Below are 26,255 nucleotides of genomic sequence, written 5' to 3'. Positions count from 1 at the left end.
GGGCAGCGATCCGTTCGCCTTTGTAGAAGATCTCGATGGTATTGGCGGTGATCCGCGCCTCGACCTGCTCACGGGCAAAACGGTAGGGCACGGAGTAAAAGTGCTTGTCGATATCGACATGATAATCGAGACCGGCCCGGCGTATCTTCCATTCCGCAAAGACATATCGGTCGACCGGAAGAGGCCGCAAAGCGGGGTAATCAAGCTCTTCGAACAACTGTCGTCTTGTGCGCCCGACACGGCGTAGAACACGGCGATCGTTGAGATCAGCGAGCAATTCGGCAATCGCTACGTTGACCTCGCCAAGGCTGTAGAAGACGCGGTGACGCAGCCGCCCGAGAAGCCAGCGCTCGACGATACGAACTGCCGCTTCGACTTTCGCCTTGTCTCGCGGACGGCGTGGCCGGGTCGGCAGGACGGCACTGCCGTAATGAGCCGCCATCCCGGCATAAGTGCGATTGACCTGCGGATCAAAATGGCAGGCCTTGATCACCGCCACCTTGGCATTGTCAGGGACCAGCAGAGCCGGTGCGCCACTGAAGGCCTCAAGCGCCAGCAGGTGGCATTCGATCCAATCTGGAAGCGTTTCGCTCCAGCGGGCATGAGCAAACGAAAGGCTCGATGCCCCGAGCACGGCGACAAACAGATGTGCTTGCCGCGTCTTTCCCGAAAGTCTATCGATCACCACCGTCACCGTGTCGCCGGCATAATCGACAAAGAGCTTTTCACCAGCCGCATGGTTCTGGCGCATCGTCACCGGCAGCTTCAGCGCCCAACCGCGATAGAGATCGCAGTAGCGGCTGTAGCGATATCCATCAGGATGAAGACCGATATATTCGTCCCAGAGGATCTGCAGCGTGACATGTTTGCGCTTCAGCTCGCGGTGAACATGCGCCCATTCCGGCTCAGCGCTGCGGCGGTGTCCCGTCTTCGTCCCCGCAGCTTTAAACAGAGCCGCCTCAAGGGCAGCATCGCTGACATCGTCGCCCAATGGCCACGAAAGCCCAGCACGCTCAAGCCGGCGTAATGTCTCGCGCACCGTTGAAGGTGCCGCGCCAACGCGCGCAGCAATCGACTTGTGACCGAGGCCTCCCTCAAATCTGTGTCTTAGAATCTCGCGGACACGCCGCATATTCAATCTCTCCGCTGGCATCGCGTTCCTTCCTCTCAGCGCACCGAAAGGAGGAGCTTCTCACCAGCAGGAAACCCCGACAAACACCCCAACCAGGGGGCGGCATCATCTCGGAACGAGGGGGCGGTTAATTCTCGGAATTGGGGGGCGGCATCATTTCGGAATCAGGGGGCGACATGCCTCGGAATTTGCATCTATGAGGCTCTGCTCGATGGAGCAACGGCGGGGCACTCGGGCAAGCAGCTGCATGATTTTGTTGAGAAGCGCTTCCCCAAAACGTCGAGCAAGAGGATCGTGCGCGCTTCTCTGTTGGCGTTGAGGGATCCTCACGTCAAGGATCGCAACATCCTCGACACGATCTATGCGCTCGCAATCAACGAACGCCTGGGTGACGTTGGTCGCGACGACAATCATGACGATCAAGAGGCTTTGGAAGCTCCGGAGCCTTCTGCACCTATCAAACTCAGAAAGCCGAAGGCGGCTGCTGGCGAACTATCGGCCGCAAGTGAGATTTAACAGCGACTGCGATGGGCCGCGCCCTGGATAGGCCGGCAGATGCGGCCGGGGCTCACCAAAGTGAAGCCATCCAAACTTTGGGCTAGCGAGCGATGAGCGGGAAACGAGAGGACCCGAGATGTTTGAAGAGTTGTCAGGAACGGCCACTTTACTGCGACCATCTTGGGAAGCGCGGCCCCGTGGCCATATCAGGCAAGCGGGGGCGATCTGCTATCGTTGGAACGACAAAGACCGGCTGGTTGAAACGCTACTGATCGCGAGCCTGCGCAACGGACGGTGGGGAATTCCAAAGGGACACGTTGAGAGCGGCGAGACGACAAGGCAAGCCGCGCGACGCGAAGCCTTTGAGGAATCCGGGGTTAGTGGCATAGTCGACAAAGACGTTTTCGGCGCTTTCACATATTCCAAAGAGGGCAACCCCAAGCAATTTCACGTCAGCGTTCATTTATTGGCCGTCAAGGAACTGGCAGATAACTTCCCCGAAAAGCAGGTGCGCAAAATAAGGTGGGTTCCCGTTGGCACCGCGATGCGTGATACTTGGCAATCCGGGCTCAGCGGATTGTTCGTGAACCTGTTTTACAAAACGGCGGATGAGTTTCTGGCAGAGAAGTAAGCGCCGCGTGTGTTTCCGCATTTTAATTCGTTCGAGACGGTCCGTTCGGTTTCTTTCCGCAACCGTACCGGTTCGAGAGAATGTGACCTTCCGACCCTCACCCATCGGCGCTAAACACTTGCCGCCGCTTCAATATTTCCCGGAGTAGCGCCAAATTTAGCCTCACTTCGGTGGGGCTTTTCTTTGGCCTAGATCGGAGCGGCCGTTTCGCGTCGAACCAGTTAGCATTAGCGCCAATATTTCCTATGGCCGCGCTTCTTCGGGCGGAGTTTCATGTCAGTCTTTTTTGCGCCGGGCTCCAGCGATGGCGGGGTCAGATGCGGGGGCAGCTCATCCGAGACAAAGATGCCGGCCTCTTTCGCAGCCAGGATAAACGCCTGCCTTGCTTGCTCCGGTGAAAGGTTGCCCTTCATCACCTCGGCGCAGATATCAATAGCCCGCCGGTATCCGTCACCGCAGGCCGGCCATTGCTCCAACAATACGTTCGCAGCGTCCCGCGTTGACCAGACGACACGGTATTCTCCGGCCTTCTCCAACGCCATATAGACGCCGTCCGACCACATCCTATCCGACCCAAGAGCCATGACGCACTCCGCTGGCGGCCACCATTCCTATTCAATGGCGGATCGGGACAATCGTTCCGCGCTGGAAGAAAGCGAAAAAGACCCGCCACCAAGAGTGTGACGGGTTAAGCAATGGGGGTGTTATTTCAATCCAAGTGTGCATTAACATTAGACACCTTGAATATACAATCGTCAAGCGCGAAAGTTGCGCGCCTTTAGCGCCTGCGCCTCATGCATTGCGGTCGATGCGCTCGATCAGTGCTTACCAGTTTCCGGGGGCTGCGGTGTGATCGACACCGGAGAATTCGTTTGCCTTCACTCGATCTAGGACTAGATCCGTTGTCACCTGCTTTTCGTCCGTGACCGAATAGTAGATGGGAGCCGGCCCTTTGCTGAGCTGTTGATACATAAGCAGAGCGGCCTGCTCGGCGCTGTCGGCTTCGGTCTCTTGGGTGGCGGTGACTATGAATTTGTGCATGGCTTGACCTCGGTGTTCAATGAATTCAATGCGTGACGACCAATCGTTGAATTTTGACGCTGACAATTCAGGCGATAGAGATGTTTTTCTAATATTGCCGCTCAACTCGGGAGCGTGACATGATCAAATATCCAGGTTCGGTGATACTCGCCGGGTCCATTTGTCGCTTCTGAGGTTTTCGCGCGAGCACCTGGATCCGCAACTGTGAACCAAAACGGGGGCCAACCTTAAGGGGCAGGTGCCCGCCGCTGAATGGAATTCCCGGCATTGTGATCCACCGACGGGCTGCGTGTCGAATATATCTCGCTCAAGCCTGATCCTTGCACCAAATCCCCGGTGTCGGACTTGCTGCCCTTTTGCCTACATTCCGCCCACAACGTTGACCCCGATCCGCTCGGCGAGAACCAGCAGTTGCGCATAAAAGTGAATGTTCTCCAGCACACTGGTTGAGCTTCCGCTCGGGAGGAGGTCGGCTGCAGGGAGACGATCTCCAAAGAGCACGATAGCGAGCGCACGGTCGTCTTGCCGCGATACCCAACAGAGCCCATCGGCACCAGGGCGCGCGGCATGAATGGCCTCGGCCCACTTCCGCGTGTCCGGGTATTTGTCTTTCTCGGTGTCAATAAGCTCGTTGCGCTGGACGCCGAGCCTCCTGAGCGTCGTTGCGCTGAGGTCGGCAAGATTGAGATCGCGTGTCGGCGTCACCTGCGAATACACCTGATCAACCAATTTCTGTTTGTCGAACGTCTTCAATCCCGCGGCGAACGGCACATCATGGAAAATAGTCTCCATGGCTGCGCAATCGAATGTGCTACCGCCATAAAGCGTGGGGATGCTTTTGCCGCCTGAATCTCTGATCGGGCTGAACCGTGCGTTGCCCTTCAGACCCGGATTGAACTCGCTGCTTCCGTAAATTTCCAGGTGAATGCGATGAATGACCTGGCCCTTAGGCCAGGTCATGACCTTCATAAGTTTTGCAAGGTCGGCAGGCGGTGCTGATAAAGCTGGCAGACGTGTTCTAGTTGCACTACTGGCTCCGGACTTCTTCTTAGCCATGAAGCACGCCAGTCACCTCGTCCTGCGCAGCGGCGACGACGCACTCAGGCTGATCTATCAGCAGGTCTTGCGGCCGCTGCCCACCAAGGAAGCTGTTGATCGAGGCAAACCAATAAGCAAGGCCCCAATCATCCTTCTGTCCGCGAAACACGGTCAGCACTCTCGCCAAGCCTTTGGCCGGTCGATAGTCGGTTGAGGAATCCAGGGCGTAACCCGGAAAGTAGTCCACGCCGCGATGGCGCACCGCGAAGATAAACCCGTCCTTCTTCCATTTGTTCGGCTGGGCACTGGGGTTGCTAGTGCTGAAGCCCGCCATCTCGGCGATCTGTGCCGCAGTCAGCCAATCGCCGCTCTCAAGCACGGCCTTCCGCGCTTGCGCTGTCATGCGCGCCTCGACCAGCTTGTGCTGAGGAAGAGGCACCTCCGGCACGAGAGCCTCGATGATCGAGCGGAACGCAGCGTCCTGGCGCCGTTCAAGGATGCTGCGCACTAGCGGCGCCAGATTTGCCACTGTAGCCGCTAGTGCGCGAACAGAGGCTTCGCTCCCGTGCTCAAACGTCAACGCGATGACCTGTTCCGCGTGCAAGTGGCTTAGTCCGGTCCGGACTTGTTCGGGTGTCCCCGAGAGCGTCCCCACGCCTGACAGCTCAGTGGCTTTTTCAGCGGTGGCCATGGATTTCACTCCAAATTCGATGATCATGGTTATGCATATATCACGATAACTTTGATCATCAAGAAAAAGCTGCCTGCGGAGGAGGCCTGCCAAAATATAAATATCTTTTAAAAAATATTGTTCCGGAGCCGGCTCGGTTGAGCCAGACGATCGGCAAAAATCGCCTCACTTGTCGAATGGATAGATTTTCTTCCAGTCCGACTTCATGTCGACCACCAGCCAATTGCGCCGGTCCGCCTCGCCGAGCGCTTTATCGAGCTTTCCAAACTTCGATTGGCGGTCGTAGGCATATTCGCGCACCGCATCGGTATGGTGGGCGATCATCACCGAATGTGCGCCGCCGCGCAGGGGGGACGAAAATCGCTAACGCCACGGCGAGCGTTGCGATGATGGTGACAAGATATCCCTGTCTTTCGATCGCGCATCCGGGCAGCAGTCTTTTCATGGTCCTCTGCAGATGCGCCTATTGGGACTGCACGGTTCGACAGAAGGCCTGCTTAAAGACGCGTCCAGGTCTGCGTCTCGCAGAATACCTTCATGACGCAGCCTTTCATGTTCATGTTGTTGCCCGAGACTGAGAGGACGCCGTCATAGGTCTTGTCGGAATCAGGATCGGTCAGCCTGCCCGCATAGCTGCCGTCCTTGTCGCTGAACGATCCGATCTTGCGGCCGGCATATTCACCGGTTTTCAGGGTTATGCAATATTCGCCGCCGCATTGGCTGATCGCCGCCGTGCTGCCGTCTTCGGTCTTCCAATCGCCGACAATCGCATCTGCAGCATAGGCAACCCTAGCGGTCAACGCCAGTGCGGCTGCAAGTGCAAATATCCTGATCACGATGTTCTCCCCCTTTCGAACATTGTCGTCCGGCAAAGCCGCTGTCGTCCCGTTAACTCATTTTCCAGCCCGCGAGCAACAGATCCGGCCAGCCATCCCCTTTTCGTTGATGTCCGGCTATAGGTGATATTGCTCGAACGCCACGTCAAGCCTTGACCCTGGACGCGTTGCGAGCACATTTCATTCGCCGCCGGCATCAGCCGCTGCCGCGCTGCGACTTGAGCGCCAGCGGTGGATGGAAGGGAATTTCTGCGGCGTTGCACACTTGCCGCATCTGACGATCCCCTGTAGAGCCGTCTAAGACGTGGGAAAAATGCGGAATACCCCAATGAAAGCGGGCAATCAGGTGCCGCGTCGGCTGACTATTCTCGGCTCGACCGGTTCCATCGGCCAGAACACGCTCGACGTGATCGGCCATCTCGGCGGACGCGAGGCCTTTGAGGTCAGAGCGTTGACGGGAAACGGCAATGTCGCGCTTCTGGCCGAACAGGCAAAGGCAGTCGGCGCCGAACTCGCCGTGACGGCCAGCGACAAGCATTATCATTCGCTGAAAGACGCGCTGGCGGGCTCGGGCGTCAAGGCGGCGTCGGGTCGCTCCGGCCTGGCAGAGGCCGCTGATATCGACACGGATTGGGTGATGGCTGCGATCGTCGGCACCGCCGGCCTTGCCCCGACGCTCGCCGCCGCCCGCCGTGGCGCCGATATCGCCCTTGCCAACAAGGAATGTCTCGTTTCCGCGGGAGATCTTTTCGTCAAGGCTGTTCGAGAAGGCGGCGGCCGGCTGCTACCGGTCGATAGCGAACACAACGCCATCTTCCAGGTGTTGGAGGAAAACCAGCGCCACGCTGTCGAACGAGTGATCTTGACCGCGTCTGGCGGACCGTTTCGAACGTTTTCCCGGCAGGAGATGGCCGACGTCACAGCCGAGACCGCGCGCGCCCATCCCAACTGGTCGATGGGGCTGAAGATCTCGATCGACAGTGCCTCGATGTTCAACAAGGCGCTCGAGATGATCGAGGCACGTCACCTGTTCGACCTCAGGCCCGAGCAGATAGAGGTGGTGGTCCACCCGCAGTCTGTTATCCATTCGATGGTCGGCTATAGCGACGGCTCGGTGCTGGCGCAGCTCGGCGCCCCCGACATGCGCACGGCAATCGGCTACGCGCTGACATTTCCGCGTCGGTCGCATTTGCCGGTGGAGCGGCTTGATTTCGCCAAGCTGTCGCGACTGGATTTTGAAGCGCCTGACGAGGAGCGGTTTCCCGCCCTTCGGCTCGCCCGCATTGCCATGATGCGCGGCGGCGTGCAGGGCGCGGTCCTCAACGGTGCCAAGGAGGTAGCGCTCGAGGCCTTCATCGATGGTCGACTGGGTTTCCTATCGATGGCGAAGGTGGCCGGCGAGATCATGGATCGTCTGGCTCACCTGCCGACAGCTGGCAGCATGGATGATGTCTTTGCCGCAGACGAAGAAGCCCGGCGACTGGCGGCCGGGCTCCTGAACTAATTCGGATCTTAAGTAAGCCTCAGGCGACAGCTCTTGCAAGTGCGCAGCGCGCCCAAAGCGAGTGGACGGCTTCAACCAGATGCTCGATATCGGCGTCGCTGTGGAGCGGGGTCGGGGTGATCCGCAGGCGTTCGGTCTTCTTTGGCACCGTCGGATAATTGATCGGCTGGACGTAGACGCCGAAATTGTCGAGCAGGATATCCGAGATCCATTTGCACTTGGCCGCATCGCCGACCATGACCGGTACGATATGGCTCGGGTTCGGCATATGCGGAATGCCGGCGGCATCGAGCAAGCCACGCAGCTTGCGGACACGCTCCTGATGGCGCGCGCGCTCGAAGCTGCTGACCTTCAAATGCTGGATCGACGCCACAGCTCCTGCGGCCAGAGCCGGCGGCAACGACGTGGTGAAGATGAAACCCGAAGCAAATGAGCGAATGAAGTCGCACAGCGCCGCCGACGCAGCGATATAACCGCCCATGACGCCGAACGCCTTGCCGAGCGTTCCCTCGATCACCGTCACCCGGTCCATCAACCCCTCGCGCTCGGCAATGCCGCCGCCGCGCGAACCGTACATGCCGACCGCATGCACCTCGTCGAGATAGGTCATGGCGCCGTATTTGTCGGCCAGATCGCAGATCTCCTTGATCGGCGAGATATCGCCGTCCATCGAGTAGACCGATTCAAAGGCGATAAGCTTTGGCGCCTTCGGATCGGCGGCCGCAAGCTTGACTTCCAGATCATGCAGGTCGTTGTGGCGCCAGATGACCTTGTCGCACTTGGCATACCGAATGCCCTCGATCATCGAGGCATGGTTGAGCGCATCGGAGAAGACGATCAGACCCGGAATGCGGGCGCCAAGCGTGCCGAGCGCCGCCCAGTTGGAGACATAGCCCGACGTGAAGATCAGCGCCTGTTCCTTGCCGTGGAGGTCGGCAAGCTCGCGTTCGAGGAGAACGTGGTAGTGCGTCGTGCCAGAGATATTCCGGGTGCCTCCCGCACCCGCGCCACAGTGGTCGATCGCCTGTTTCATCGCCTCGATCACCTTTGGGTGCTGGCCCATGCCCAGGTAATCGTTCGAACACCAGACTGTAACTTCCTTGGGGCCATCGGGCGTGTGGCGCGTGGCGCGCGGGAAATTGCCCCGATGGCGCTCCAGGTCGGCAAACACGCGGTAGCGCCCCTCCTGGTGCAGCCCGTCCAGCTCGCCCTTGAAAAAAGCTTCGAAGTCCATCTCATTCTCCAAACCGTGCAACCGTTCTTCATGATTGCCGGACTGCACGTCAACCCCCTGCCACTCTTCTGCGGCAAAAGGCCCTCCCTTTTGAATAACTCTAAACAAAAAAATTGCCAAGGAAACCAGATTTACGATCAATCTGGAGCAAAAGTAGCAGCGGGCCGATTGTGGGCTCCTGCTCGTAGGTTTGTAAATCGGAGAGGGTTGGGTAAGCGTTGAAGCGCAATTTGCGCGCTGCTGCTGCGCAAGCAAAGACGGCAAAGAAAACTGCAAGCAAATGTAGACAATCGTATTTTGCACTATATTTTCAAATACCACGACTGCCCAAGAACGGCCATAACGGCGCAAGCAAATGAAATTGGGGACGGCCCGCGCCGGATTTTCCGGTATGACCAACGTTGGAGAGAGTGAATGAAGAAAGTCCTCGTGTTTGCCTTGATCGGGTTGTCGATAGCAAGCTGCACACCCACTGAACAAGGCGCCGGCATCGGTGGCGCCTCAGGCGCGCTGATCGGCGCTGCCGCAACAGGCAATGTGCGTGGGGCAGCCGTCGGCGGAGCGATCGGCGCCGTCACCGGTGCTCTGATCGGCAGCGTCGCCGAACAGCCCGGCCAATGCTACTATCGTGACCGCTACGGCCGTCGCTATGTCGACGATTGCCCGCGCGGCGGTTACGTGCAGGGCGGTTACCAGGGAGGCTACCAGGACGGTTACAGGCCTCGCTATAACGGCGGCTATCAGGGCGGCGGCTACTGATACATCAATGAAATTGTTTCGAAAGTCCCGGCTAACATCCGGGACTTTTTTTGTCTGCCAAAGCCCCACTTTCCATTATTCAGCTTAAAATGGTACACACGGTTATCTTTTATCGCTATGGTGACCTGGCGTTAACTGTTGGGGACGCAAAGCTGACATATCCTAATGTGACTTAAAGCGGCGCATGCAAATAAGACGCACCGGCCCGGGGATTGGTATTGCGTATCGGCGAGCAGGCACCGTTGCCGCGGTCGCGGTGTGCCTTGCGTTCGGCCCGGGTTTCGCCGGTCAGGCGCTCGCCTTCAAGCTTTTCGGCATCCATCTATGGGGTAAGGACGAGCCGACCGAGCAGGTCATCGATCCTGTCCGCTATACCGTCGATCTGCGCACCGGGGATGCCGACAAGGACCTGAAGGATGCGATCACCCAGAGTTCGATGCTGGTTGCCGACAAGGACAAGCCCGTCTCGGGCGACCTCGGCGCAGTCATCAAGGCCCGCGACGATCGCGAGCGCATACTGGCGGCCCTTTATGAAAAATCCCGCTACGGCGGCGTTGTCACCATCAGTCTCAACGGCACCAATCTGGATGATCTGGCGCCTAACCCGAGCTTCGGACGGGGCAAGCCCGTCGCTGTCGTCATCGATATCGCTCCCGGGCCGCTCTTTAAACTCGGCAAGATCCGCATGGAAGGCGACGCGGCGACCCGTGATCCGCTTAAATACGGACTGACGCCCGGCGGGGATGCCGGGTCGCTGACGATTTTGAAGGCGGGCGACAAGATCGTAGCCGAGCTTAAGAACGAAGGTCGCCCGCTTGCCAGGATCGCTACCCGCGATGTTGTCGCCGATCACGACACCAGTACCGTCGACGTGACGCTGAAGGTCGATGGTGGCCCCGTGGCCCCGATCGGCAATGTCGGCGTCACAGGACAGAAGAGCATCGATCCTGATTTCATCCGCCGCTATTCGCGCATCAACGAAGGCAAGCCCTATTCCCCCGACGACCTTAAGAAGGCATCCGACCGCTTGCGAAAGCTCGGCGTCTTTTCAAGTGTCACCATCCGCACGGCAGACAAGCTTGCGCCAAACGGCTCGATACCGACGACGATCGAAGTGTCGGAGGGCAAGCAGAAGTATTTCGGCGTCGGTGCGCAATATTCCACGATCGACGGCTTTGGGCTTCAGGGCTATTGGGGCAACCGCAATCTTTTCGGGCAGGCAGAATCGCTTCGGATCGAAGGCTCCATTTCAAGATTGGGCGAAACCACCAACTACCAGGACCTGGATTATGCGGCCGGTATCCTCTACTCAAAGCCCGGCGCTTTCTTCCCGGCTGCAACCTTTAACGCGAGCTTGAAGGCAAAAAGCGAACATCCAGACACCTATGACGCCAACTCCGTCACCGCCGACGCGGGCCTGTCCTATGAATTGACGGACTACGACACTATCTCAGGCGGCGGCCGGGTCAGTTACGAAGACAGCCGCACGGACGCCTTCGGCGACCAGAAATATCTGACCTTCTCCATACCGCTCTCCTTTGTCCGCGACACTAGGGACAACAAGCTCGACCCGACCGAAGGCTACCGTGCCACGGCCGATGCGCAGCCGAGCTATGAGGCGCTCGATGGCGCAATCTTCACGTCGCTGGAAGGATCGATCTCCGGCTACAAGGGTATCGGACCCAATGACAATGTCGTATTCGCCGGCAAGCTTGCTGCCGGCTCGTTGGTGGGCGGCGCCGGCATCGAAAGTATCCCGACCACCCGGCGCTTCTTTGCCGGCGGCGGCGGCTCGGTGCGTGGCTACAGCTACCAGGAAATCACGCCCTACAACGCCTTGAACCAGGCCACGGGTGGCCGCTCCTACGCAACGGCCTCCTTCGAGGCACGCGTGAAGATTACTGAGAGCATCGGCTTGGTGCCCTTCGTCGATGCTGGCAGCGTCACCGACAGTACAATTCCGGATTTTTCAGATATTCGCATTGGCGCGGGCCTCGGCGTTCGTTACGCTACACCTTTCGGCCCGATAAGGTTGGACTTTGCCGTTCCGTTGAACAAATACCAGAATGGAACCGCCTACGGCATCTATGCCGGCATAGGCCAGTCCTTTTAACAAGACTCCCAGCGGTAACGCCACGGGCGGTCATGCAACGAGGATAACGTCGCTCTCATGAGCATATTGATCAAAGTTTTAAACGGGTTGATGAAGCTGATCGCCATTCTGGTCTCGGCAGTCGTTGCGATCGCGGTGGCGGTCATCCTGTTTATCGGCTTTGCACCAGCCGTAACCGCCTTGGCAGTCGATGAAGTCGCCAAACTGATCTCGACGCCTGACCGTGTGATCACCATCGCCAAGCCATCCGGCCTGCTGACAGGTAGCTTGACAGCTGGCACGATCACGATCTCCGACACCAAGGGCGCCTTCGCAACGATTGACGGACTGGAAGTCGACTGGTCGCCGATGGCGCTCTTGACAGGCACGTTTCACGCTGAACGTATTGCGGCGGCCAAGGTCGATGTCATTCGCGCTCCGATATCGACCGCGACGCCCGCTTCGCAGACGGCGCAAACCACGTCGAGCGGATTGTCCCTGCCGATCAAGGTGGATGTGTCGTCGCTCTCCCTCCCCGATATCCGTCTGGGCCGCGAGATTGCCGGTCAGGATTTCGCCCTTGCCGCCGGTGGCAGTGTACGTACTGACGCCAACGGCATTGGTTTGATCCTCAACGCCAACCGGCAGGATGTTGCCGACGCAAAGCTCTCTGCCAACGTTGCCTTTGCCCCGGCCGAAAACCGCCTCGACCTCAAGGCGCAACTGGCCGAGCCGAAGGGCGGCATGCTGGCAAGCCTGCTGCATCTTCCCGGAAGCCCGGCGTTGAATATCGACCTGAGCGGTCAAGGTCCGCTGTCCGACTGGAACGGCAAGCTTCAGGCAGCACTTGACGGCCAGCCGACGGCGACGCTCGACGGCCATCATTCGCTGTCCGCCGACGGACTGCACCATCTGCAGGTCAAGGGCGGCGGCAAGGTCGATTCGCTGCTGCCTCCCAATTTCCGCCCGTTGTTTTCCGGCCAGACGACGGTTGATTTTGCAGCGACCTTCGACGGCAAGGGCAAGATCGACATCCAGACCGGCAATCTTGCGACCGGCAGCGTCGTGCTTGCAGCCTCCGGCGCCCTTGATCCGGGTGGAAACAACAATCTGAACGCCAATCTGCTCGGCACGTCAGGACCGGTCGACTTCCGCTGGCCGCTGGACAACGGCGAGGCGCGGGCGCTGATCACACGGATCGACCTTGCCGTTTCCGGGGCGGCGCAATCGGTAAAGATCAACGCTGCAGCTCAAATAGAAACCGCAACCGTGCCGCAGGGCCGGTTCGACAAGATCAACCTGACGGCCAAGAGCGATGCTTTCAACCTGGCGGGCAATTCGGGACCTGTTCAGCTTCGGCTGATCGTCGGCCAGACTTCGTTCGTCGATCCTGACATCAACCGTCTGGTCAAGGCACCGATGACGGTTGCAGCACCGCTGCAACTTTCGCCGGGGAATATCGGCTTCAACGGCACCACCTTCGAAAGCGCCAGCATCGGCGGCACGATCAACGGCCGATATACGCTGTCGTCGAAATTGCTGAATGGCAATTTCAAGGTCTTCGCCCTGCCTTCGGTTCTTCCCGATGCGATTGCCTCGAAATTCGATACGACGGTCTCGGTGGAGGGCCAAGTTGCAGGGACCATTCCAACGAAATTCAATATCTCCAATCTCGGCCTGAAATCCGGCACCGGCGAAGTGAGCGGCAATGTCGCGCTCGAAGAGCAATCGTTGACGGCTGACCTCTCCGGCAAGCTGCTCAATCTGTCAAAGCTCCTGCCCAATGCCGACGGGCAGGCCGATTTCACCCTCAAGGCCAAGGGTCCGCTTTCAGCGCTTGGCGTCGATGCGACGGTGAAGGCCATCAACGTCAAGCTCGCCGGCCGCCTGCTGGACAGCCTCGATATTGTGCTGACGGGAATAGCGGATCCAAAGGCACCGCAAGCCAAGGTCAAGGCAACCGGCTCGATCGACGGCAAGCCGATCAGCGTTGACGCCGACGCGATCTCAAAGGACGGCGCAACGAGTATTCCGGCACTGGCTGCCACCATCGGCGGCAACAAGCTCCAGGGAAAGCTCGATCTCTCGCCAAGTTTCATGCCGACTGGCGCACTGACCTTCGATTTTCCCGATCTCGGCCTGCTTGCCGCACTTGCCGGCCAAAAGGCCGATGGCGATATCAAGGGATCGCTTGACGTTACCAATGCGAACGGAAAGATAGGCCTGAAGGTCAACGCAACGGGCAGCGGTATCCGCCGCGACGACCTGTCGGTAACCAAGCCCGAGATCGCCCTGACAATCGATGACCTGAAGGCATTTTCCGCAAACGGCAGCGTCCGCGCCGCAGAGATCGCCTCCGGCGGCAACAGGATTGCCGGGCTGGGACTGACCTTTACCCAGCAGGGCAATCGCACCGACTTCAATCTCAAGGCCAGCTACGACAACGCTCCGGTGACGTCGAGCGGCAACGTTGAAACCGGCGGCGGACAGACGACTGTCAGCCTGGACAATTTTTCGGCGGCGCCGCGCCAGATCCCGGTAAAGCTCGCCGCGCCCACAAAAGTCATAGTCAAGGACGGCGTAGCGACGCTGAGCGGCCTGACCATCCAGACCGGCAGCGGGCAGGTCAGCGTCAGCGGTACGGCAGGCGATACGCTAAATATCCAGGCAAAGCTCACAAGCCTGCCGGCAAGTCTTGCCAACACCTTCGCACCGACGCTTGCTGCCGAAGGCACGATCTCGGGCACAGTGACAGTGACCGGCAAGGCTGCAGCGCCGGTCGTCGGTTTTCAGGCCGATTGGACGAACGCGGCGACCAGCCAGACAAAATCGGCCGGCGTCGGCCCGCTGGGGATCAAGACAAACGGGCAATTTGCCAACAACAAGGTCACCATCGACCTCAACCTCAGCGGCCAGGGCGGCATGTCGCTCACGGGCGGCGGCAGTGTCGAGGTTGCCGGCAATCGCGCCCTTGCGATGAAATTCGACGGCACGGTGCCATTCAGCGCCGTCTCCGCACAACTGGCAGCGCAAGGTTTCGACATGACCGGCGCGGCAAAGATCGGTTTGCAGATCGTCGGCACGACGGCGGGGCCGACGATCAACGGTACGATCAACATTGACGGAGCGAAACTTGTCGATGTCCGACGCAATCTCGCACTCGACGGCCTTGCAGCCACCATCACCCTTGACGGCAAGACCGCAAATATCACCCGCTTCAGCGGCACGCTTGCAAGTGGCGGGTCGATCTCCGCAAGCGGCACGATTGGCATGATGCCCGATGGTGGCTTTCCCGCCGACATCACCGTCAAGCTGAACAACGCTACCTATGTCGACGGGACGCTGGTGACAGCGACCGTCAATGGCACGCTTGGCGTCAAGGGGCCCATCGTCACCGCGCCGGTTTTAAGTGGCGACCTCAACCTTAGCAAGGCATCGATAACCGTGCCGGAGAAACTGCCGGCCTCGCTGTCGGAACTCAACATAAAGCACAAGAACGCCTCGCCTGCGGTTCGCGCCCAGTTCAAGGACGATAAGCCGCAGGGCCCGAGCGACAAATCGACCAGCCTCGGCCTCGATCTGAAGCTTGATGCGCCATCGCAGATTTTCGTGCGCGGCCGGGGTATTGATGCCGAGCTCGGCGGCAGCATCGTCATCAAGGGTACAGCCTCGGCGCCGATCGTCTCCGGCGGTTTCACCATGCGTCGCGGACGCCTGACGGTTTTAAGCCGCCGTCTGGATTTCACCAACACCAGCAGGATCACTTTTGCCGGCGATCTGACCCCCACCCTCGATATGGCCGCGACGTCGGCCGCCGGCTCGACGACGGTCACCGTCAGTGTCAGCGGCGTTGCAACCGACCCTGCGATTACCTTCTCCTCCTCGCCGGCCTTGCCGCAGGACGAAGTGCTCGCCCAGCTGATCTTCGGCCAATCGATGTCGAAGCTTTCGGCCCTACAGATCGCACAGCTCGCCGATGCTGCCAGTCAGCTTGCCGGCGGCCGCTCGACCTCGCTGTTTGAGGGGCTGCGCAGCCACCTCGGCGTCGACGATCTCGACATCACGACGGACGCGAAGGGACAGGCGCAGGTGAGCGCCGGCAAATATCTGAACAAGCGGACCTATATCGAATTGCAGCAGGGCGCCGCCAATTCCAGCAAGGCGATCATCAACCTCGACGTCGGCCGCGGCGTCAAGCTGCGCGGGGCGGCGGGATCGGATGGTGCCGGTGAAGCCGGTATTGTCTACGAACACGAATATTGATCAGAAGCCGGTCTTGCTGGTCTTCAGTAGAATATTCGATTCCGTCGTATTGATCCCGTCGATCAAGCGTATGCGCCTGAGCGTCTCGTCGAAAGAGGCGAGATCGCGGTCCTCGAGTTCGGCGATGAAGTCCCATTTCCCGTTGGTGCTGTGCAAGGCCCTCACCTGCGGCAGGCCGCGCAACTGATCGGCGACCCGATCGGCCAGTCTGCCCAGAACCTCGATCATCACGATCGCCCGAACCCCGGCGGCTCGTGTCTCGTGGCCGGTGCGGATCGTAAAGGAGGTGATCGTGCCGGTCTCGACCAGACGATCTATGCGGGCAGACACAGTCGCGCGCGAAACACCCGTCATCGCCGCAAGGGAAGAGACGGCAGTACGCGCATTGTGGCGCAACGCGCTCAGGAGGTCGCGGTCAAGATCGTCCATTTGCTTCTCACTTTGCAAAATATGATATCGCAATTTGCATAGATGTACTCCAATTTCGGCACTTTTCCATCTTTTTGCCGTCATCGAAGCGCGCGATAATGTGCTTAACAACAGATCCACCGGAGCGCTGCCGATGAATACGCAACCCACGTCAATCACGCTGATCGGCGTTCCGCTCGAAGAGGGTTCCGGCCGCCGCGGCGCCGCCATGGGACCGACCGCATTGCGGATCGCAGGCGTGGCGACGACGCTCGCCGAACTCGGTCATCACGTCACCGACAGCGGCGACCTGCATCCGGAGCCGGCTACCGACTTGCCGGAGCATCCGCAGGCACATCATCTGAAGACCGTCGGCGCCTTTACCCGCGCACTTGAAAAACGTGTCCACGACGTCGCAGCCGAAGGCGGCTTCCCGCTCATCCTGGGTGGCGACCACAGCTTGTCGATGGGCAGCGTTTCCGGCATGGCACGCCATGCCGCTTCCCTCGGACGCCCGCTGTTTGTCCTGTGGCTGGACGCGCATTCCGACTTCAATTCTCCGGCAACGTCGCCCTCCGGCAACATTCATGGCATGCCGGTCGCCTTCTTTTGCGGAGAGGCAGAGTTTGCCGATATCCTACCGAAGGGCAGGCCGCTGGTCGATCCGCGCCATGTCTATCAGGTCGGCATTCGCTCCGTCGATCCGCACGAGCGGGAAATGATCCGCAAGCACGGCGTCAACGTCTTCGATATGCGCTCGATCGACGAACAGGGCGTCGCTGCCATCATGCGCGATATCCTGACGACCGTCATCAATGCCGACGGGCTGCTACATGTCAGTTTCGATGTCGATTTCCTCGACCCGGAGTTCGCGCCGGGCGTCGGCACCACCGTCCCCGGCGGCGCGACATTCCGCGAAGCGCATCTGGTGATGGAGATGCTCTCTGACAGCGGCCTGGTGTCGTCGCTCGATCTGGTCGAACTCAATCCATTCCTCGACGACCGCGGCAAGAGCGCCCGCGTTCTGGTCGAATTGACGGCAAGCCTTTTCGGCCGACGCATCTTCGACCGTCCGACCCGGGCCGCCTGAGACTTCTGGAGAAACTAGTATGACCACTTCCGCCGACCTCATTGCCACCGAGCAGCGCCTGGGCGCCCACAATTACAAGCCGCTCGACGTCGTCCTGACGCGCGGAGAAGGCGTCTACGTCTGGGATACGGACGGCAATCGCTATCTCGACTGCCTGTCGGCCTATTCAGCGGTCAACCAGGGCCATTGCCACCCGAAGATCCTGGCGGCGATGGTCGAGCAGGCTGGCAAGCTGACGCTGACCTCCCGCGCATTTCGCAACGATCAGCTCGCCTATCTCTATGACGAGCTGGCGGCTCTTACCGGTTCGCACAAGATCCTGCCGATGAACTCCGGCGCCGAAGCCGTGGAGACGGCGATCAAGGCAGTGCGCAAATGGGGCTACGAGGTCAAGGGAGTCCCGGAAAACAAGGCGGAGATCATCGTCTGCTCCGACAATTTCCACGGCCGGACGCTGAGTATCATCAGCTTCTCGACGGATCCGGATGCCCGCACCGGCTTCGGGCCATATACGCCGGGGTTCACGATCGTGCCGTTTGGCGATGCCGATGCCTTGGCCGCCGCGATCAACGAAAACACCGTGGCCGCACTGATCGAGCCGATCCAGGGCGAGGCCGGTGTGATCATCCCGCCGGCCGGCTATTTCACCCGGGTCCGCGAGCTCTGCACGACCCACAAGGTCACGCTGATCCTTGACGAGATCCAGACGGGCCTTGGCAGGACGGGCAAGCTTCTGGCCGAGGAGCATGAAGGCATCGAGGCCGACGTGACGCTGATCGGTAAGGCGCTCTCTGGCGGCTTCTACCCGGTCTCGGCAGTCCTTTCGAATTCGGAAGTTCTCGGTGTCTTGAAACCTGGCCAGCATGGCTCGACCTTCGGCGGCAACCCGCTTGCCTGCGCCGTCGCCCGCGCGGCACTGAAGGTCCTGACGGAAGAAGGCATGATCGAGAATGCGGCCGAGATGGGCGCCTATTTTGTCGACAGCCTGCGATCGATCCGCTCGAACATCGTCCGCGAGGTTCGCGGCCGCGGCCTGATGATGGCGGTCGAGCTCGAGCCGGAAGCCGGCGGCGCAAGGCGCTATTGCGACGCATTGAAGGACCGCGGCATCCTCGCCAAGGACACGCATGGCCACACGATCAGGTTTGCGCCGCCCTTGATCATCACGCGCGAGCAGGTCGACTGGGCGGTTGAGAAAATCAGCGCCGTTCTCGCGTAACCAGGGCTGCAAAGCTGCGAAATCTGGCGTCGCGGTTTAGATTTGGGAAATACTCTTCCGTTACAGTTCTTGCGAAACGTCTCGATGCCCATTTAGCGGCATCGCCGGCGGTTATTCCGAGGGCAAGACCTGCTCGTGCCAATGGTGGTGCGGCGGCTTCTGCCCAGGCTCTGGATAGTTGGGAAGAATTCTAATGGCGACGATCAACTCCACCAGTTTCAGCGGCGACACACTCGAGATCATCGCCTTTCGCCTGCATGACCAGGAATTCTGCGTCAAGACGACGACGATCCGCGAGATTCGCGGCTGGGCGCCGTCGACGCCGATCCCACATGCACCGGCAGACGTCATCGGCGTTATGAACTTGCGCGGCTCGGTCATCCCGATCATCGATCTTGCCTACAAGCTCGGCATGACCAGCACGGTCGCCAACGAGCGCAGCGCAATCGTCGTCGCCGAGGTCCACAATATGGTCATCGGCATGCTCGTCGACCGCGTATCAGATATCCTGACCATCGCCTCCAACGAGGTTCAGCCTGTTCCCGAAGTGACGGCTTCGTTCGACCGCGCCTATTGTGAAGGCATCATCGCCACGGAAAATGGCATGATCTGCTTCTTGAATCTGGCAAAGATGTTCAAGGAAGGCGAAGCCGAAGAGCTGGCAGCGTAATGCGAAGCTCCGCTGGAAATCTTACGGCTGGTCGAGGCTTGCCGGCTCCGGCCGCTTGATCAATGGCGCGGCTTCGAGCACGAGCGGGCTCAAGCCTGGCTCGCCGCCGTCGATCAGCGCGAAGAGCTGACGGCGCATGCGTGGTTCCCAGAATTTATTGATATGCGTCGCCACGCCTAGAGCGGCTTCGTCAGCAGGCTGCGTCTTGAAGAAGCCGCCGATCTGGTTGGCCATGTAGATCAGCTTGGCCTCAATTTTGTCATGCGACATCGGCAACGGCCTCCGGAACGACGCGGTGTGGATGGGTGAAAATCTCGAAATCATCGCCACGCACCAAGGCAATCAACGTCATGCCGGCCTCATCGGCGGTGCGAATGGCAAGCGCCGTCGGCGCGGAAATGGCAATAAGAACTGAGCTTCCAAGAATGGCCGCCTTCTGCACCATTTCGACGGAAAGCCGGCTGGTGACGGCAACTGCGCCCTTGGAGCCCTCGGCCCCGGCGCGAACGACGGCGCCGCAAAGCTTGTCGAGCGCATTATGCCGCCCGACGTCCTCACGGACCGCCAATAGCCCTTGTCCCGGCAGATAGAAGCCTGCCCCATGAACGGCGCGCGTCTCGCGGTGTAGCGGCTGAGCTTCATTGACCAGGGCGATCGCCCTGGTGACATCACCATGCGAAAGCTGAAGGGCGGTCTGCGAGACATCCGGAACCTTGCGAACTGCCTGCTCGATCGACTCGATGCCGCAGAGCCCGCAACCGACCGGCCCGGCCATGTGCCGCTTGCGGGTCCGCAGCGCATCGGCGACCGCGTCGACCAGGGTGATTTGGACGTCTATCCCCTTGTCGCCCTCGACAATCTCGATCGCGGCAATCTCGTTCGTATCGGCGATGATCCCCTCGGTCAGGCTGAATCCGACAGCAAAGTCATGAAGATCCGCCGGCGTTGCCATCATCACCGCATGCGATGAGCCGCCGTAGGAAAAAGCGATCGGCACCTCTTCCGGCACGATCCGCAAGCCAGCGTGAACAACGCCATTGCGGCGGGCTGTCTCTGGAGCATGTGCAGTGGTTCTAAATGTCATGGGGCCTTCCCCGCATCCGGCCTTCGGCCACCTTCTCCTCGCCGAGGAGAAGGTGGAATTGGCGTCGCTCTGATCACTCCGCCGCCTCCAGTTTGCCTGCGATCCGACGGGACTGGCGGGCCTGCTCGTCATATTCGAGCTGCCATTCGGATGGCCCGTTCGAGGGCGAAACCTGCACCGCCGTCACCTTGTATTCCGGGCAATTCGTCGCCCAGTCGGAAAAATCGGTGGTGATGACGTTTGCCTGCGTCGTCGGGTGGTGGAATGTCGTGTAGACGACGCCCGGCGCGACGCGATCGGTAATCAGCGCCCGCAGCGTGGTATCGCCCGAGCGGCTGGCAAGCCGCACCCAGTCCTCGTCGCGGATGCCGCGCTGTTCTGCATCGTGCGGATGGATTTCAAGCCTGTCTTCGCCGTGCCAGACCACATTTTCGGTGCGCCGCGTCTGCGCCCCGACATTGTACTGGCTAAGAATGCGGCCGGTGGTCAAAAGCAACGGGAACCGCGGGCCGGTGCGCTCGTCCGTCGCCACATATTCGGTGCGGATGAACTTGCCCTTGCCACGCACGAAGCCGTCGACATGCATGATCGGCGATCCCTCGGGATGCTGTTCGTTGCAGGGCCATTGCACCGAGCCCATCTTGTCGAGATAATCGTAGGAGACCGACGCGAAGCTCGGCGTGGTCGCCGCGATTTCGTCCATTATCTCGGACGGATGCTGGTAGTTCCAGTCAAGGCCCATGGCCCGAGCCATCTCCTGGGTGACCTCCCAGTCGGCATAGCCGTTGCGCGGCGTCATCACCTTGCGAACGCGGTTGATACGGCGTTCCGCATTGGTGAAGGTGCCGTCCTTCTCAAGGAAGGTCGAGCCAGGCAGGAAGACGTGGGCATAGTTGGCGGTCTCGTTGAGGAAAAGGTCGTGGACGACGACACATTCCATTGCGGCAAGCCCCGCCGCCACATGCTTGGTGTCGGGGTCGGATTGCAGGATATCCTCGCCCTGGATGTAAAGCGCCTTGAAAGTGCCCTCGACGGCTGCGTCCAGCATGTTCGGGATGCGCAGGCCCGGTTCGCTGTCAATCTTGACGCCCCAGAGCTTTTCGAACGTATCGCGTGCCGCGTCGTCCGACACGTGGCGATAGCCGGGAAGCTCATGCGGGAAGGAGCCCATGTCGCAGGAGCCTTGAACATTGTTCTGCCCGCGCAGCGGGTTGACCCCGACGCCGGTCCGACCGAGATTTCCGGTGACCATGGCAAGATTGGCAATCGCCATCACGGTCGTCGATCCCTGGCTATGCTCGGTAACGCCGAGACCATAATAGATCGCGCCGTTGCCGCCCGTGGCGTATAGCCGCGCGGCGCCGCGAACGAGATCGGCCGGCACGCCGGTGTACTTTTCGCTCTCTTCCGGGCTGTGTGCCGGCTCGGCAACGAAGGCTGCCCAATCTTCGAATTCGGCCCAGTCGCAGCGCTCGCGAATGAAGCGCTCGTCAACCAACCCTTCGGTGACGATGACATGCGCAAGCGCCGTCAGAATGGCGACATTCGTGCCGGGCTTGAGAGGCAGATGGTAGGAGGCCTCGACATGGGGCGTTCTGACGAGATCGATGCGGCGCGGATCGATGATGATCAGCTTGGCGCCCTGGCGAAGCCGCTTCTTCAGCCGCGAAGCGAAGACGGGATGGCCATCAGTCGGATTGGCGCCGATGACGACGACGACGTCGGAATGCTCGACACTGTCGAAATTCTGCGTGCCCGCCGAGGTTCCGAAGGCCTGGCCGAGGCCGTAGCCGGTCGGCGAGTGACAGACCCGGGCGCAGGTATCGACATTGTTGTTGCCGAAACCGGCGCGGACCAGCTTCTGTACAAGGAAGGTTTCCTCGTTCGTGCAGCGCGACGAAGTAATACCGCCGACGGAATGTCGGCCATACTGATACTGGATACGGCGAAATTCGCTCGCCACATGGGCATAGGCCTCTTCCCAGGTGACTTCCCGCCACGGGTCTGTGACCTTTTCGCGGATCATCGGGTTGAGGATGCGGTCCTTATGGGTCGAATAGCCATAGGCGAAGCGGCCTTTGACGCAGGAGTGGCCGCGGTTCGCCTGACCATCCTTCCACGGCACCATGCGCACCAGCTCCTCGCCGCGCATCTCGGCCTTAAACGAGCAGCCGACGCCGCAATAGGCGCAAGTCGTCACAACCGAATGCTCCGGCTGGCCGATTGCGATCACCGACTTCTCGGTCAGCGTCGCCGTCGGACAGGCCTGCACGCAGGCGCCGCAGGAAACGCATTCAGAATCGATGAAGTCCTCATGCATACCTGCAGAAACGCGCGAACCAAAGCCGCGACCCTCGATCGTAAGCGCAAAGGTGCCCTGCACTTCCTCGCACGCCCGAACACAGCGCGAGCAGACGATGCACTTGGAAGGATCAAAGGTGAAATAGGGGTTCGATTCGTCCTTCGGCGTCCACTTCAGATTGATGTCGCCGCTGTTGCGGCTCTTGACGTGGTTTTCGCCGTCGTAACCGTAGCGCACATCGCGAAGACCGACCGCTCCGGCCATGTCCTGAAGCTCGCAATCGCCATTGGCAGCGCAGGTCAGACAGTCGAGCGGATGGTCCGATATGTAGAGCTCCATGACACCACGGCGAATATCCTTCAGCCGCCCCGTCTGCGTATGGACGATCATCCCGGGCGAAACCGGCGTGGTGCACGAGGCCGGCGTGCCGTTACGGCCCTCGATTTCAACCAGGCAGAGGCGGCAGGAACCGAACGCATCGACCATGTCGGTGGCGCAGAGCTTCGGCACCTCGATGCCGGCCTCCATCGAGGCTCGCATGACGGACGTTCCCTCGGCGACGGTGATCTCGCAGCCGTCAATGGTGAGCGTCACTTGTTTTTCAAGAAGCGATGCCGGGGTTCCGTAGTCGATTTCTGGGACAAGAGACATGGTTCTTACTCCGCAGCTTCAATAAGAGGTGCCGGAGAAAAGTCCTCCGGAAAATGGTTCATGGCGCTCAACACCGGATAGGGAGTGAACCCTCCCAAAGCACAGAGCGATCCGAATTTCATCGTGTTGCAGAGATCGGCAAGCAGCAGCCTATTTTTCTCCGGCTCGATGCCTTGAGCGATCTTGTCGGCAGTCTCGACGCCACGCGTCGAGCCGATCCGGCAGGGCGTGCACTTGCCACAACTTTCGACCGCACAGAATTCCATGGCGAAACGGGCCTGCTTCAGCATGTCGGCACTATCGTCGAAAACAACGAGGCCCGCATGACCGATGAGACCGTCTTTGGCGGCAAAGGCTTCATAATCGAACGGCGTGCTAAACAGCGAGCGCGGGAAATAGGCGCCAAGCGGCCCACCGACCTGCACCGCCTTGACCGGACGACCGCTGGCGGTTCCGCCGCCGATCTCATCGACGATTTCACCAAGCGACAGGCCAAAGGCCGTCTCGAACAGACCGCCAAATTTGACGTTACCGGCAATCTGCAACGGGATCGTGCCGCGCGAGCGACCCATGCCGAAATCGCGATAGAAGGCCGCGCCCTTGTCCATGATGACAGGAACGGAAGCGAGCGAAATGACGTTGTTGATAACCGTCGGGCAATCGAACAGGCCCTTGTGCGCCGGCAGGGGCGGCTTGGCGCGAACGACGCCGCGCTTGCCCTCGAGGCTGTTGAGCAGCGCCGTCTCCTCGCCGCAGACATAAGCGCCGGCCCCGGTGCGCACTTCGATGTCGAACGCTTTCCCGGAACCGAGAACCGAGGGGCCTAGAATGCCGGCCTGGCGGGCGATCTCGACGGCCGCAATCATCGCCGCGATCGCGTGGGGATATTCCGAACGCGTATAGATGAAGCCTTTCGTGGCGCCAGTCGCAAGCCCGGCAATCACCATGCCTTCGATCAGCACGAAGGGATCGCCCTCCATGATCATCCGGTCGGCAAAGGTGCCGCTGTCGCCCTCGTCGGCATTGCAGACGATGTATTTGCGGTCGCCGGCAGCATCAGCAACGGTATTCCACTTGATCCCTGTTGGAAAGCCTGCGCCTCCACGGCCGCGAAGGCCGGAATCGGTGACCTCCTTGATGACCTCGGCGGCGGACATTTGGGCAGCCCTGCGCAAGCCCTTCAGCCCGCCATGCGCTTCGTAGTCGTCAAGCGACAATGGGTCGGTGATGCCGCAACGGGCAAAGGTAAGGCGGGTTTGCTTTTTCAGGAACGGGAGGTCCTCGACCTCCCCCAGACAGAGCGGATGATCGGCACCTTCGAGCAACCCGGCTTCAAAGAGTTGAGAAACGTCCTTGGCGTTAAGAGGACCATAGCCGATGCGTCTGCCGTCGATTTCGACTTCGACGAGCGGCTCAAGCCAGATCATGCCGCGCGAACCGTTGCGAACGATCTTGGCATCAAGCCCGCGAGCCGAGATTTCCGTAGAGATCGCGGATGCGACCTTTTCGGCGCCAAGACAAAGAGCGGCCGCATCGCGCGGAACGAAGATTCTGACGGTCATCGGCGTGCTTCCAAAATAAGTTCGCCGAGGCTTTCATCGGAAAGCCTGCCGTGCAGTTCGCCATCCAGCATTGCAGCAGGCGAGCAGGCACACAGACCAAGGCAATAAACCGGCTCCAGGGTCACGCTGCCATCGAGCGTCGTCTGATGAAAATCGATGCCGAGCAATTCCTTGACGCGGTCGGCAAGGCGGTCGCCACCCATCGACTGGCAAGCTTCGGCACGACAGAGCTTCAGCACGTGCCGGCCTGCCGGATGGTCGCGATAATCATGGTAGAACGTCATGACACCATGAACTTCGGCGCGCGAAAGATTAAGCGCGCTGGCGATCAAAGGCAGCGTATCCTGCGGCACGTAGCCGAATTCCTCCTGGATCCCATGCAGGATCGGCAGAAGCGGGCCCTCCATCGACTTCATGCTGTCGATGATGGCAGCCGCTCGCGCAGCAGCGTCCCCCGCGGGGATAGACAAATTCATATCGTGCAGCCCTCCCGTGGCAGCCTTGAAACGGAGAGCGGGCCATGGCAAGACGGCCTCGCGATCCAGCGGAGCCGCTATCTCTCAGTTCAGACTGCCAGAATCGCAGAAAACCCGGATTTCATCAATAAGACAGACCCGTTGGTCGATAGGAATTTTCTATCGACCGGCTTCGCTGGCTGCAAAAACCCTTGCCTCATGCAGGAGCGCCGAGACAAGCGGCGTATATGGCTCGCGATGTGTCGCGACCAGGCCGACAAGATGATGCACTTCCGGCTCGACGATCGGTATCAGCTGGATTTCGGATGGAAAACCGAAGGATTCGGCGACGTTTTTCGGCATGATGCTGGCCCACCGACCCGTCAGCACATGGGAAAACAACAGGATCATCGAGTTCGATTCGAGCGAGGGCTTGGCCGCGGCACCGGCCTCGGCAAGATGCCGGTTGATGATCCGCCGGTTCTGCATGTCTGCGGTCAGCAAACAAAGCCTCAGGCTGCCGACCTCTTTCCAGGTGACGCTCCGCCGCTCCGACATAGGACTGCCAAGGGCCGTCACCAGATGATAACGCTCCTCATAGAGCGGAACGCTGGTAACGCGGCCAAGCGGCTCGTTTTCGAGATAGGTGATGCCCGCATCGATTTCGAGATTTTCGAGCAGGCTGAGGACCTGCAGCGAATTGCGCGAGACGACCGAAAAAGTGACATCAGGATGCCGTTCCTGGAAAGGCGTCGTCAACTTCGGGATCATCGCCAGCGCTGTCGGAATGGCTGCAATGCGGATATGACCGGCAAGACCCTTGCGCGCCGCCTTCATCTCCTCGCGCATCGTCCGGCTGTCGCCAACGATCCGCCGTGCCCATTCAAGCACGCGCTGCCCCTCCGGCGTCAGCCCTTTGAAGCGCGATCCGCGAATGACCAGCATGACCCCGAGCTGCTCCTCCAGCTGTCGGATGGCCGCAGACAAGGTCGGCTGCGTCACGCCACAGTCCTCCGCCGCACGGCCGAAATGCTTTTCGTTTGCGAGCGCGATGAAGAATTCCAGCTTGTCGATCATTCGGCGCAGTCCGATCAA

At 60.0% G+C, this 26,255-nt stretch carries 22 protein-coding genes and 2 pseudogenes; 9 read left to right on the top strand and 15 right to left on the bottom strand.

What is annotated here, in order from left to right; all coding sequences use genetic code 11:
- The coding region (gene istA, locus AB4Z52_RS06015) for an IS21 family transposase (RefSeq protein WP_442217009.1) at positions 1 to 1,132 on the bottom strand (1,132 nt) is incomplete at its 3' end.
- 186 nt (positions 1,133 to 1,318) lie between these two features.
- Here istA and AB4Z52_RS06010 point away from each other — a divergent pair.
- A complete protein-coding gene (locus AB4Z52_RS06010; RefSeq protein WP_442217008.1) occupies positions 1,319 to 1,648 on the top strand; it encodes a hypothetical protein in 330 nt (109 codons plus the stop codon).
- 118 nt (positions 1,649 to 1,766) lie between these two features.
- Positions 1,767 to 2,261, top strand: a complete 495-nt coding sequence (locus AB4Z52_RS06005; protein ID WP_442216994.1) for an NUDIX hydrolase — start codon at positions 1,767 to 1,769, stop codon at positions 2,259 to 2,261.
- A gap of 227 nt (positions 2,262 to 2,488) precedes the next feature.
- Here the strand turns inward: AB4Z52_RS06005 and AB4Z52_RS06000 are convergent, their stop codons facing one another.
- From AB4Z52_RS06000 to AB4Z52_RS05975, 6 genes and pseudogenes are all read right to left on the bottom strand, one after another.
- Positions 2,489 to 2,845: a DUF982 domain-containing protein gene (locus AB4Z52_RS06000; protein WP_442216993.1), complete on the bottom strand. Its 357-nt coding sequence runs from the start codon at positions 2,843 to 2,845 to the stop codon at positions 2,489 to 2,491.
- Positions 2,846 to 3,086: 241 nt separating this feature from the next.
- The gene (locus tag AB4Z52_RS05995; protein WP_442216992.1) at positions 3,087 to 3,302 is read right to left on the bottom strand and encodes a hypothetical protein; all 216 of its coding nucleotides are present in this window, start codon (positions 3,300 to 3,302) and stop codon (positions 3,087 to 3,089) included.
- A 360-nt stretch (positions 3,303 to 3,662) separates the two neighbouring features.
- A complete protein-coding gene (locus tag AB4Z52_RS05990) occupies positions 3,663 to 4,358 on the bottom strand; it encodes an RES family NAD+ phosphorylase (RefSeq protein ID WP_442216991.1) in 696 nt (231 codons plus the stop codon).
- On the bottom strand, positions 4,351 to 5,031 hold the full coding sequence (locus tag AB4Z52_RS05985; protein WP_442216990.1) for a hypothetical protein: 681 nt from the start codon (positions 5,029 to 5,031) through the stop codon (positions 4,351 to 4,353). The genes AB4Z52_RS05990 and AB4Z52_RS05985 overlap by 8 nt, the downstream gene beginning before the upstream one ends.
- 165 nt (positions 5,032 to 5,196) lie before the next feature.
- Positions 5,197 to 5,355: pseudogene (locus AB4Z52_RS05980) on the bottom strand (haloacid dehalogenase-like hydrolase); the annotation flags it as partial.
- Positions 5,356 to 5,528: 173 nt separating this feature from the next.
- Positions 5,529 to 5,867, bottom strand: a complete 339-nt coding sequence (locus tag AB4Z52_RS05975; RefSeq protein ID WP_442216989.1) for a DUF2147 domain-containing protein — start codon at positions 5,865 to 5,867, stop codon at positions 5,529 to 5,531.
- Between the two features lie 328 nt (positions 5,868 to 6,195).
- Between AB4Z52_RS05975 and dxr the strand changes: the two genes are divergently transcribed.
- Positions 6,196 to 7,371 (top strand): 1-deoxy-D-xylulose-5-phosphate reductoisomerase, encoded by a 1,176-nt coding sequence (gene dxr / locus AB4Z52_RS05970; RefSeq protein WP_442216988.1) that lies wholly within the window; start codon positions 6,196 to 6,198, stop codon positions 7,369 to 7,371.
- A 19-nt stretch (positions 7,372 to 7,390) separates the two neighbouring features.
- On the opposite strand, the gene hemA is transcribed toward dxr, so the two are convergent.
- Complete coding sequence (hemA, locus tag AB4Z52_RS05965) at positions 7,391 to 8,605, bottom strand: 5-aminolevulinate synthase (RefSeq protein ID WP_442216987.1); 1,215 nt, start codon at positions 8,603 to 8,605, stop codon at positions 7,391 to 7,393.
- Positions 8,606 to 9,019: 414 nt separating this feature from the next.
- Here hemA and AB4Z52_RS05960 point away from each other — a divergent pair.
- The 3 genes and pseudogenes from AB4Z52_RS05960 to AB4Z52_RS05950 form a co-directional block, all read left to right on the top strand.
- Positions 9,020 to 9,274 (top strand): annotated as a pseudogene (locus AB4Z52_RS05960) (YMGG-like glycine zipper-containing protein); the annotation flags it as partial.
- Positions 9,275 to 9,548: 274 nt separating this feature from the next.
- Entirely contained in the window at positions 9,549 to 11,477 is a 1,929-nt protein-coding gene (locus AB4Z52_RS05955; protein WP_442216986.1) for an autotransporter assembly complex protein TamA, read from the top strand.
- 57 nt (positions 11,478 to 11,534) lie between these two features.
- Positions 11,535 to 15,719, top strand: coding sequence for a translocation/assembly module TamB domain-containing protein (locus AB4Z52_RS05950; RefSeq protein WP_442216985.1), 4,185 nt, complete (start codon positions 11,535 to 11,537; stop codon positions 15,717 to 15,719).
- Here the strand turns inward: AB4Z52_RS05950 and AB4Z52_RS05945 are convergent, their stop codons facing one another.
- Entirely contained in the window at positions 15,720 to 16,148 is a 429-nt protein-coding gene (locus AB4Z52_RS05945; protein ID WP_442216984.1) for an Lrp/AsnC family transcriptional regulator, read from the bottom strand.
- Positions 16,149 to 16,281: 133 nt separating this feature from the next.
- Here AB4Z52_RS05945 and rocF point away from each other — a divergent pair, with 133 nt between their 5' ends.
- From rocF to AB4Z52_RS05930, 3 genes are all read left to right on the top strand, one after another.
- The gene (gene rocF, locus AB4Z52_RS05940; protein ID WP_442216983.1) at positions 16,282 to 17,217 is read left to right on the top strand and encodes an arginase; all 936 of its coding nucleotides are present in this window, start codon (positions 16,282 to 16,284) and stop codon (positions 17,215 to 17,217) included.
- Positions 17,218 to 17,236: 19 nt separating this feature from the next.
- Entirely contained in the window at positions 17,237 to 18,436 is a 1,200-nt protein-coding gene (gene rocD / locus AB4Z52_RS05935; RefSeq protein ID WP_442216982.1) for an ornithine--oxo-acid transaminase, read from the top strand.
- 193 nt (positions 18,437 to 18,629) lie between these two features.
- Complete coding sequence (locus tag AB4Z52_RS05930) at positions 18,630 to 19,106, top strand: chemotaxis protein CheW (protein WP_442216981.1); 477 nt, start codon at positions 18,630 to 18,632, stop codon at positions 19,104 to 19,106.
- A gap of 21 nt (positions 19,107 to 19,127) precedes the next feature.
- On the opposite strand, the gene AB4Z52_RS05925 is transcribed toward AB4Z52_RS05930, so the two are convergent.
- The 6 genes from AB4Z52_RS05925 to AB4Z52_RS05900 all read right to left on the bottom strand — a co-directional run bounded on the left by AB4Z52_RS05925 (position 19,128) and on the right by AB4Z52_RS05900 (position 26,237).
- Entirely contained in the window at positions 19,128 to 19,376 is a 249-nt protein-coding gene (locus AB4Z52_RS05925; RefSeq protein WP_442216980.1) for a formate dehydrogenase subunit delta, read from the bottom strand.
- On the bottom strand, positions 19,366 to 20,190 hold the full coding sequence (gene fdhD, locus AB4Z52_RS05920; protein WP_442216979.1) for a formate dehydrogenase accessory sulfurtransferase FdhD: 825 nt from the start codon (positions 20,188 to 20,190) through the stop codon (positions 19,366 to 19,368). The genes AB4Z52_RS05925 and fdhD overlap by 11 nt, the downstream gene beginning before the upstream one ends.
- 73 nt (positions 20,191 to 20,263) lie before the next feature.
- Positions 20,264 to 23,143, bottom strand: a complete 2,880-nt coding sequence (fdhF, locus tag AB4Z52_RS05915) for a formate dehydrogenase subunit alpha (RefSeq protein WP_442216978.1) — start codon at positions 23,141 to 23,143, stop codon at positions 20,264 to 20,266.
- A gap of 5 nt (positions 23,144 to 23,148) precedes the next feature.
- The gene (locus AB4Z52_RS05910) at positions 23,149 to 24,705 is read right to left on the bottom strand and encodes a formate dehydrogenase beta subunit (RefSeq protein WP_442216977.1); all 1,557 of its coding nucleotides are present in this window, start codon (positions 24,703 to 24,705) and stop codon (positions 23,149 to 23,151) included.
- Positions 24,702 to 25,181 (bottom strand): formate dehydrogenase subunit gamma, encoded by a 480-nt coding sequence (locus tag AB4Z52_RS05905; protein ID WP_442216976.1) that lies wholly within the window; start codon positions 25,179 to 25,181, stop codon positions 24,702 to 24,704. The genes AB4Z52_RS05910 and AB4Z52_RS05905 overlap by 4 nt, the downstream gene beginning before the upstream one ends.
- A gap of 159 nt (positions 25,182 to 25,340) precedes the next feature.
- Positions 25,341 to 26,237 carry a LysR family transcriptional regulator gene (locus tag AB4Z52_RS05900; RefSeq protein ID WP_442216975.1) on the bottom strand — a complete coding sequence of 299 codons (897 nt, stop codon included), beginning with the start codon at positions 26,235 to 26,237 and terminating at the stop codon, positions 25,341 to 25,343.
- Between the last annotated feature and the right edge of the window lie 18 nt (positions 26,238 to 26,255).

The sequence above is a fragment of the Rhizobium sp. 2YAF20 genome (assembly GCF_052114685.1).
Taxonomy (GTDB): Bacteria; Pseudomonadota; Alphaproteobacteria; order Rhizobiales; family Rhizobiaceae; genus Rhizobium.
This window is presented reverse-complemented; position numbering and strand designations above follow the sequence as displayed.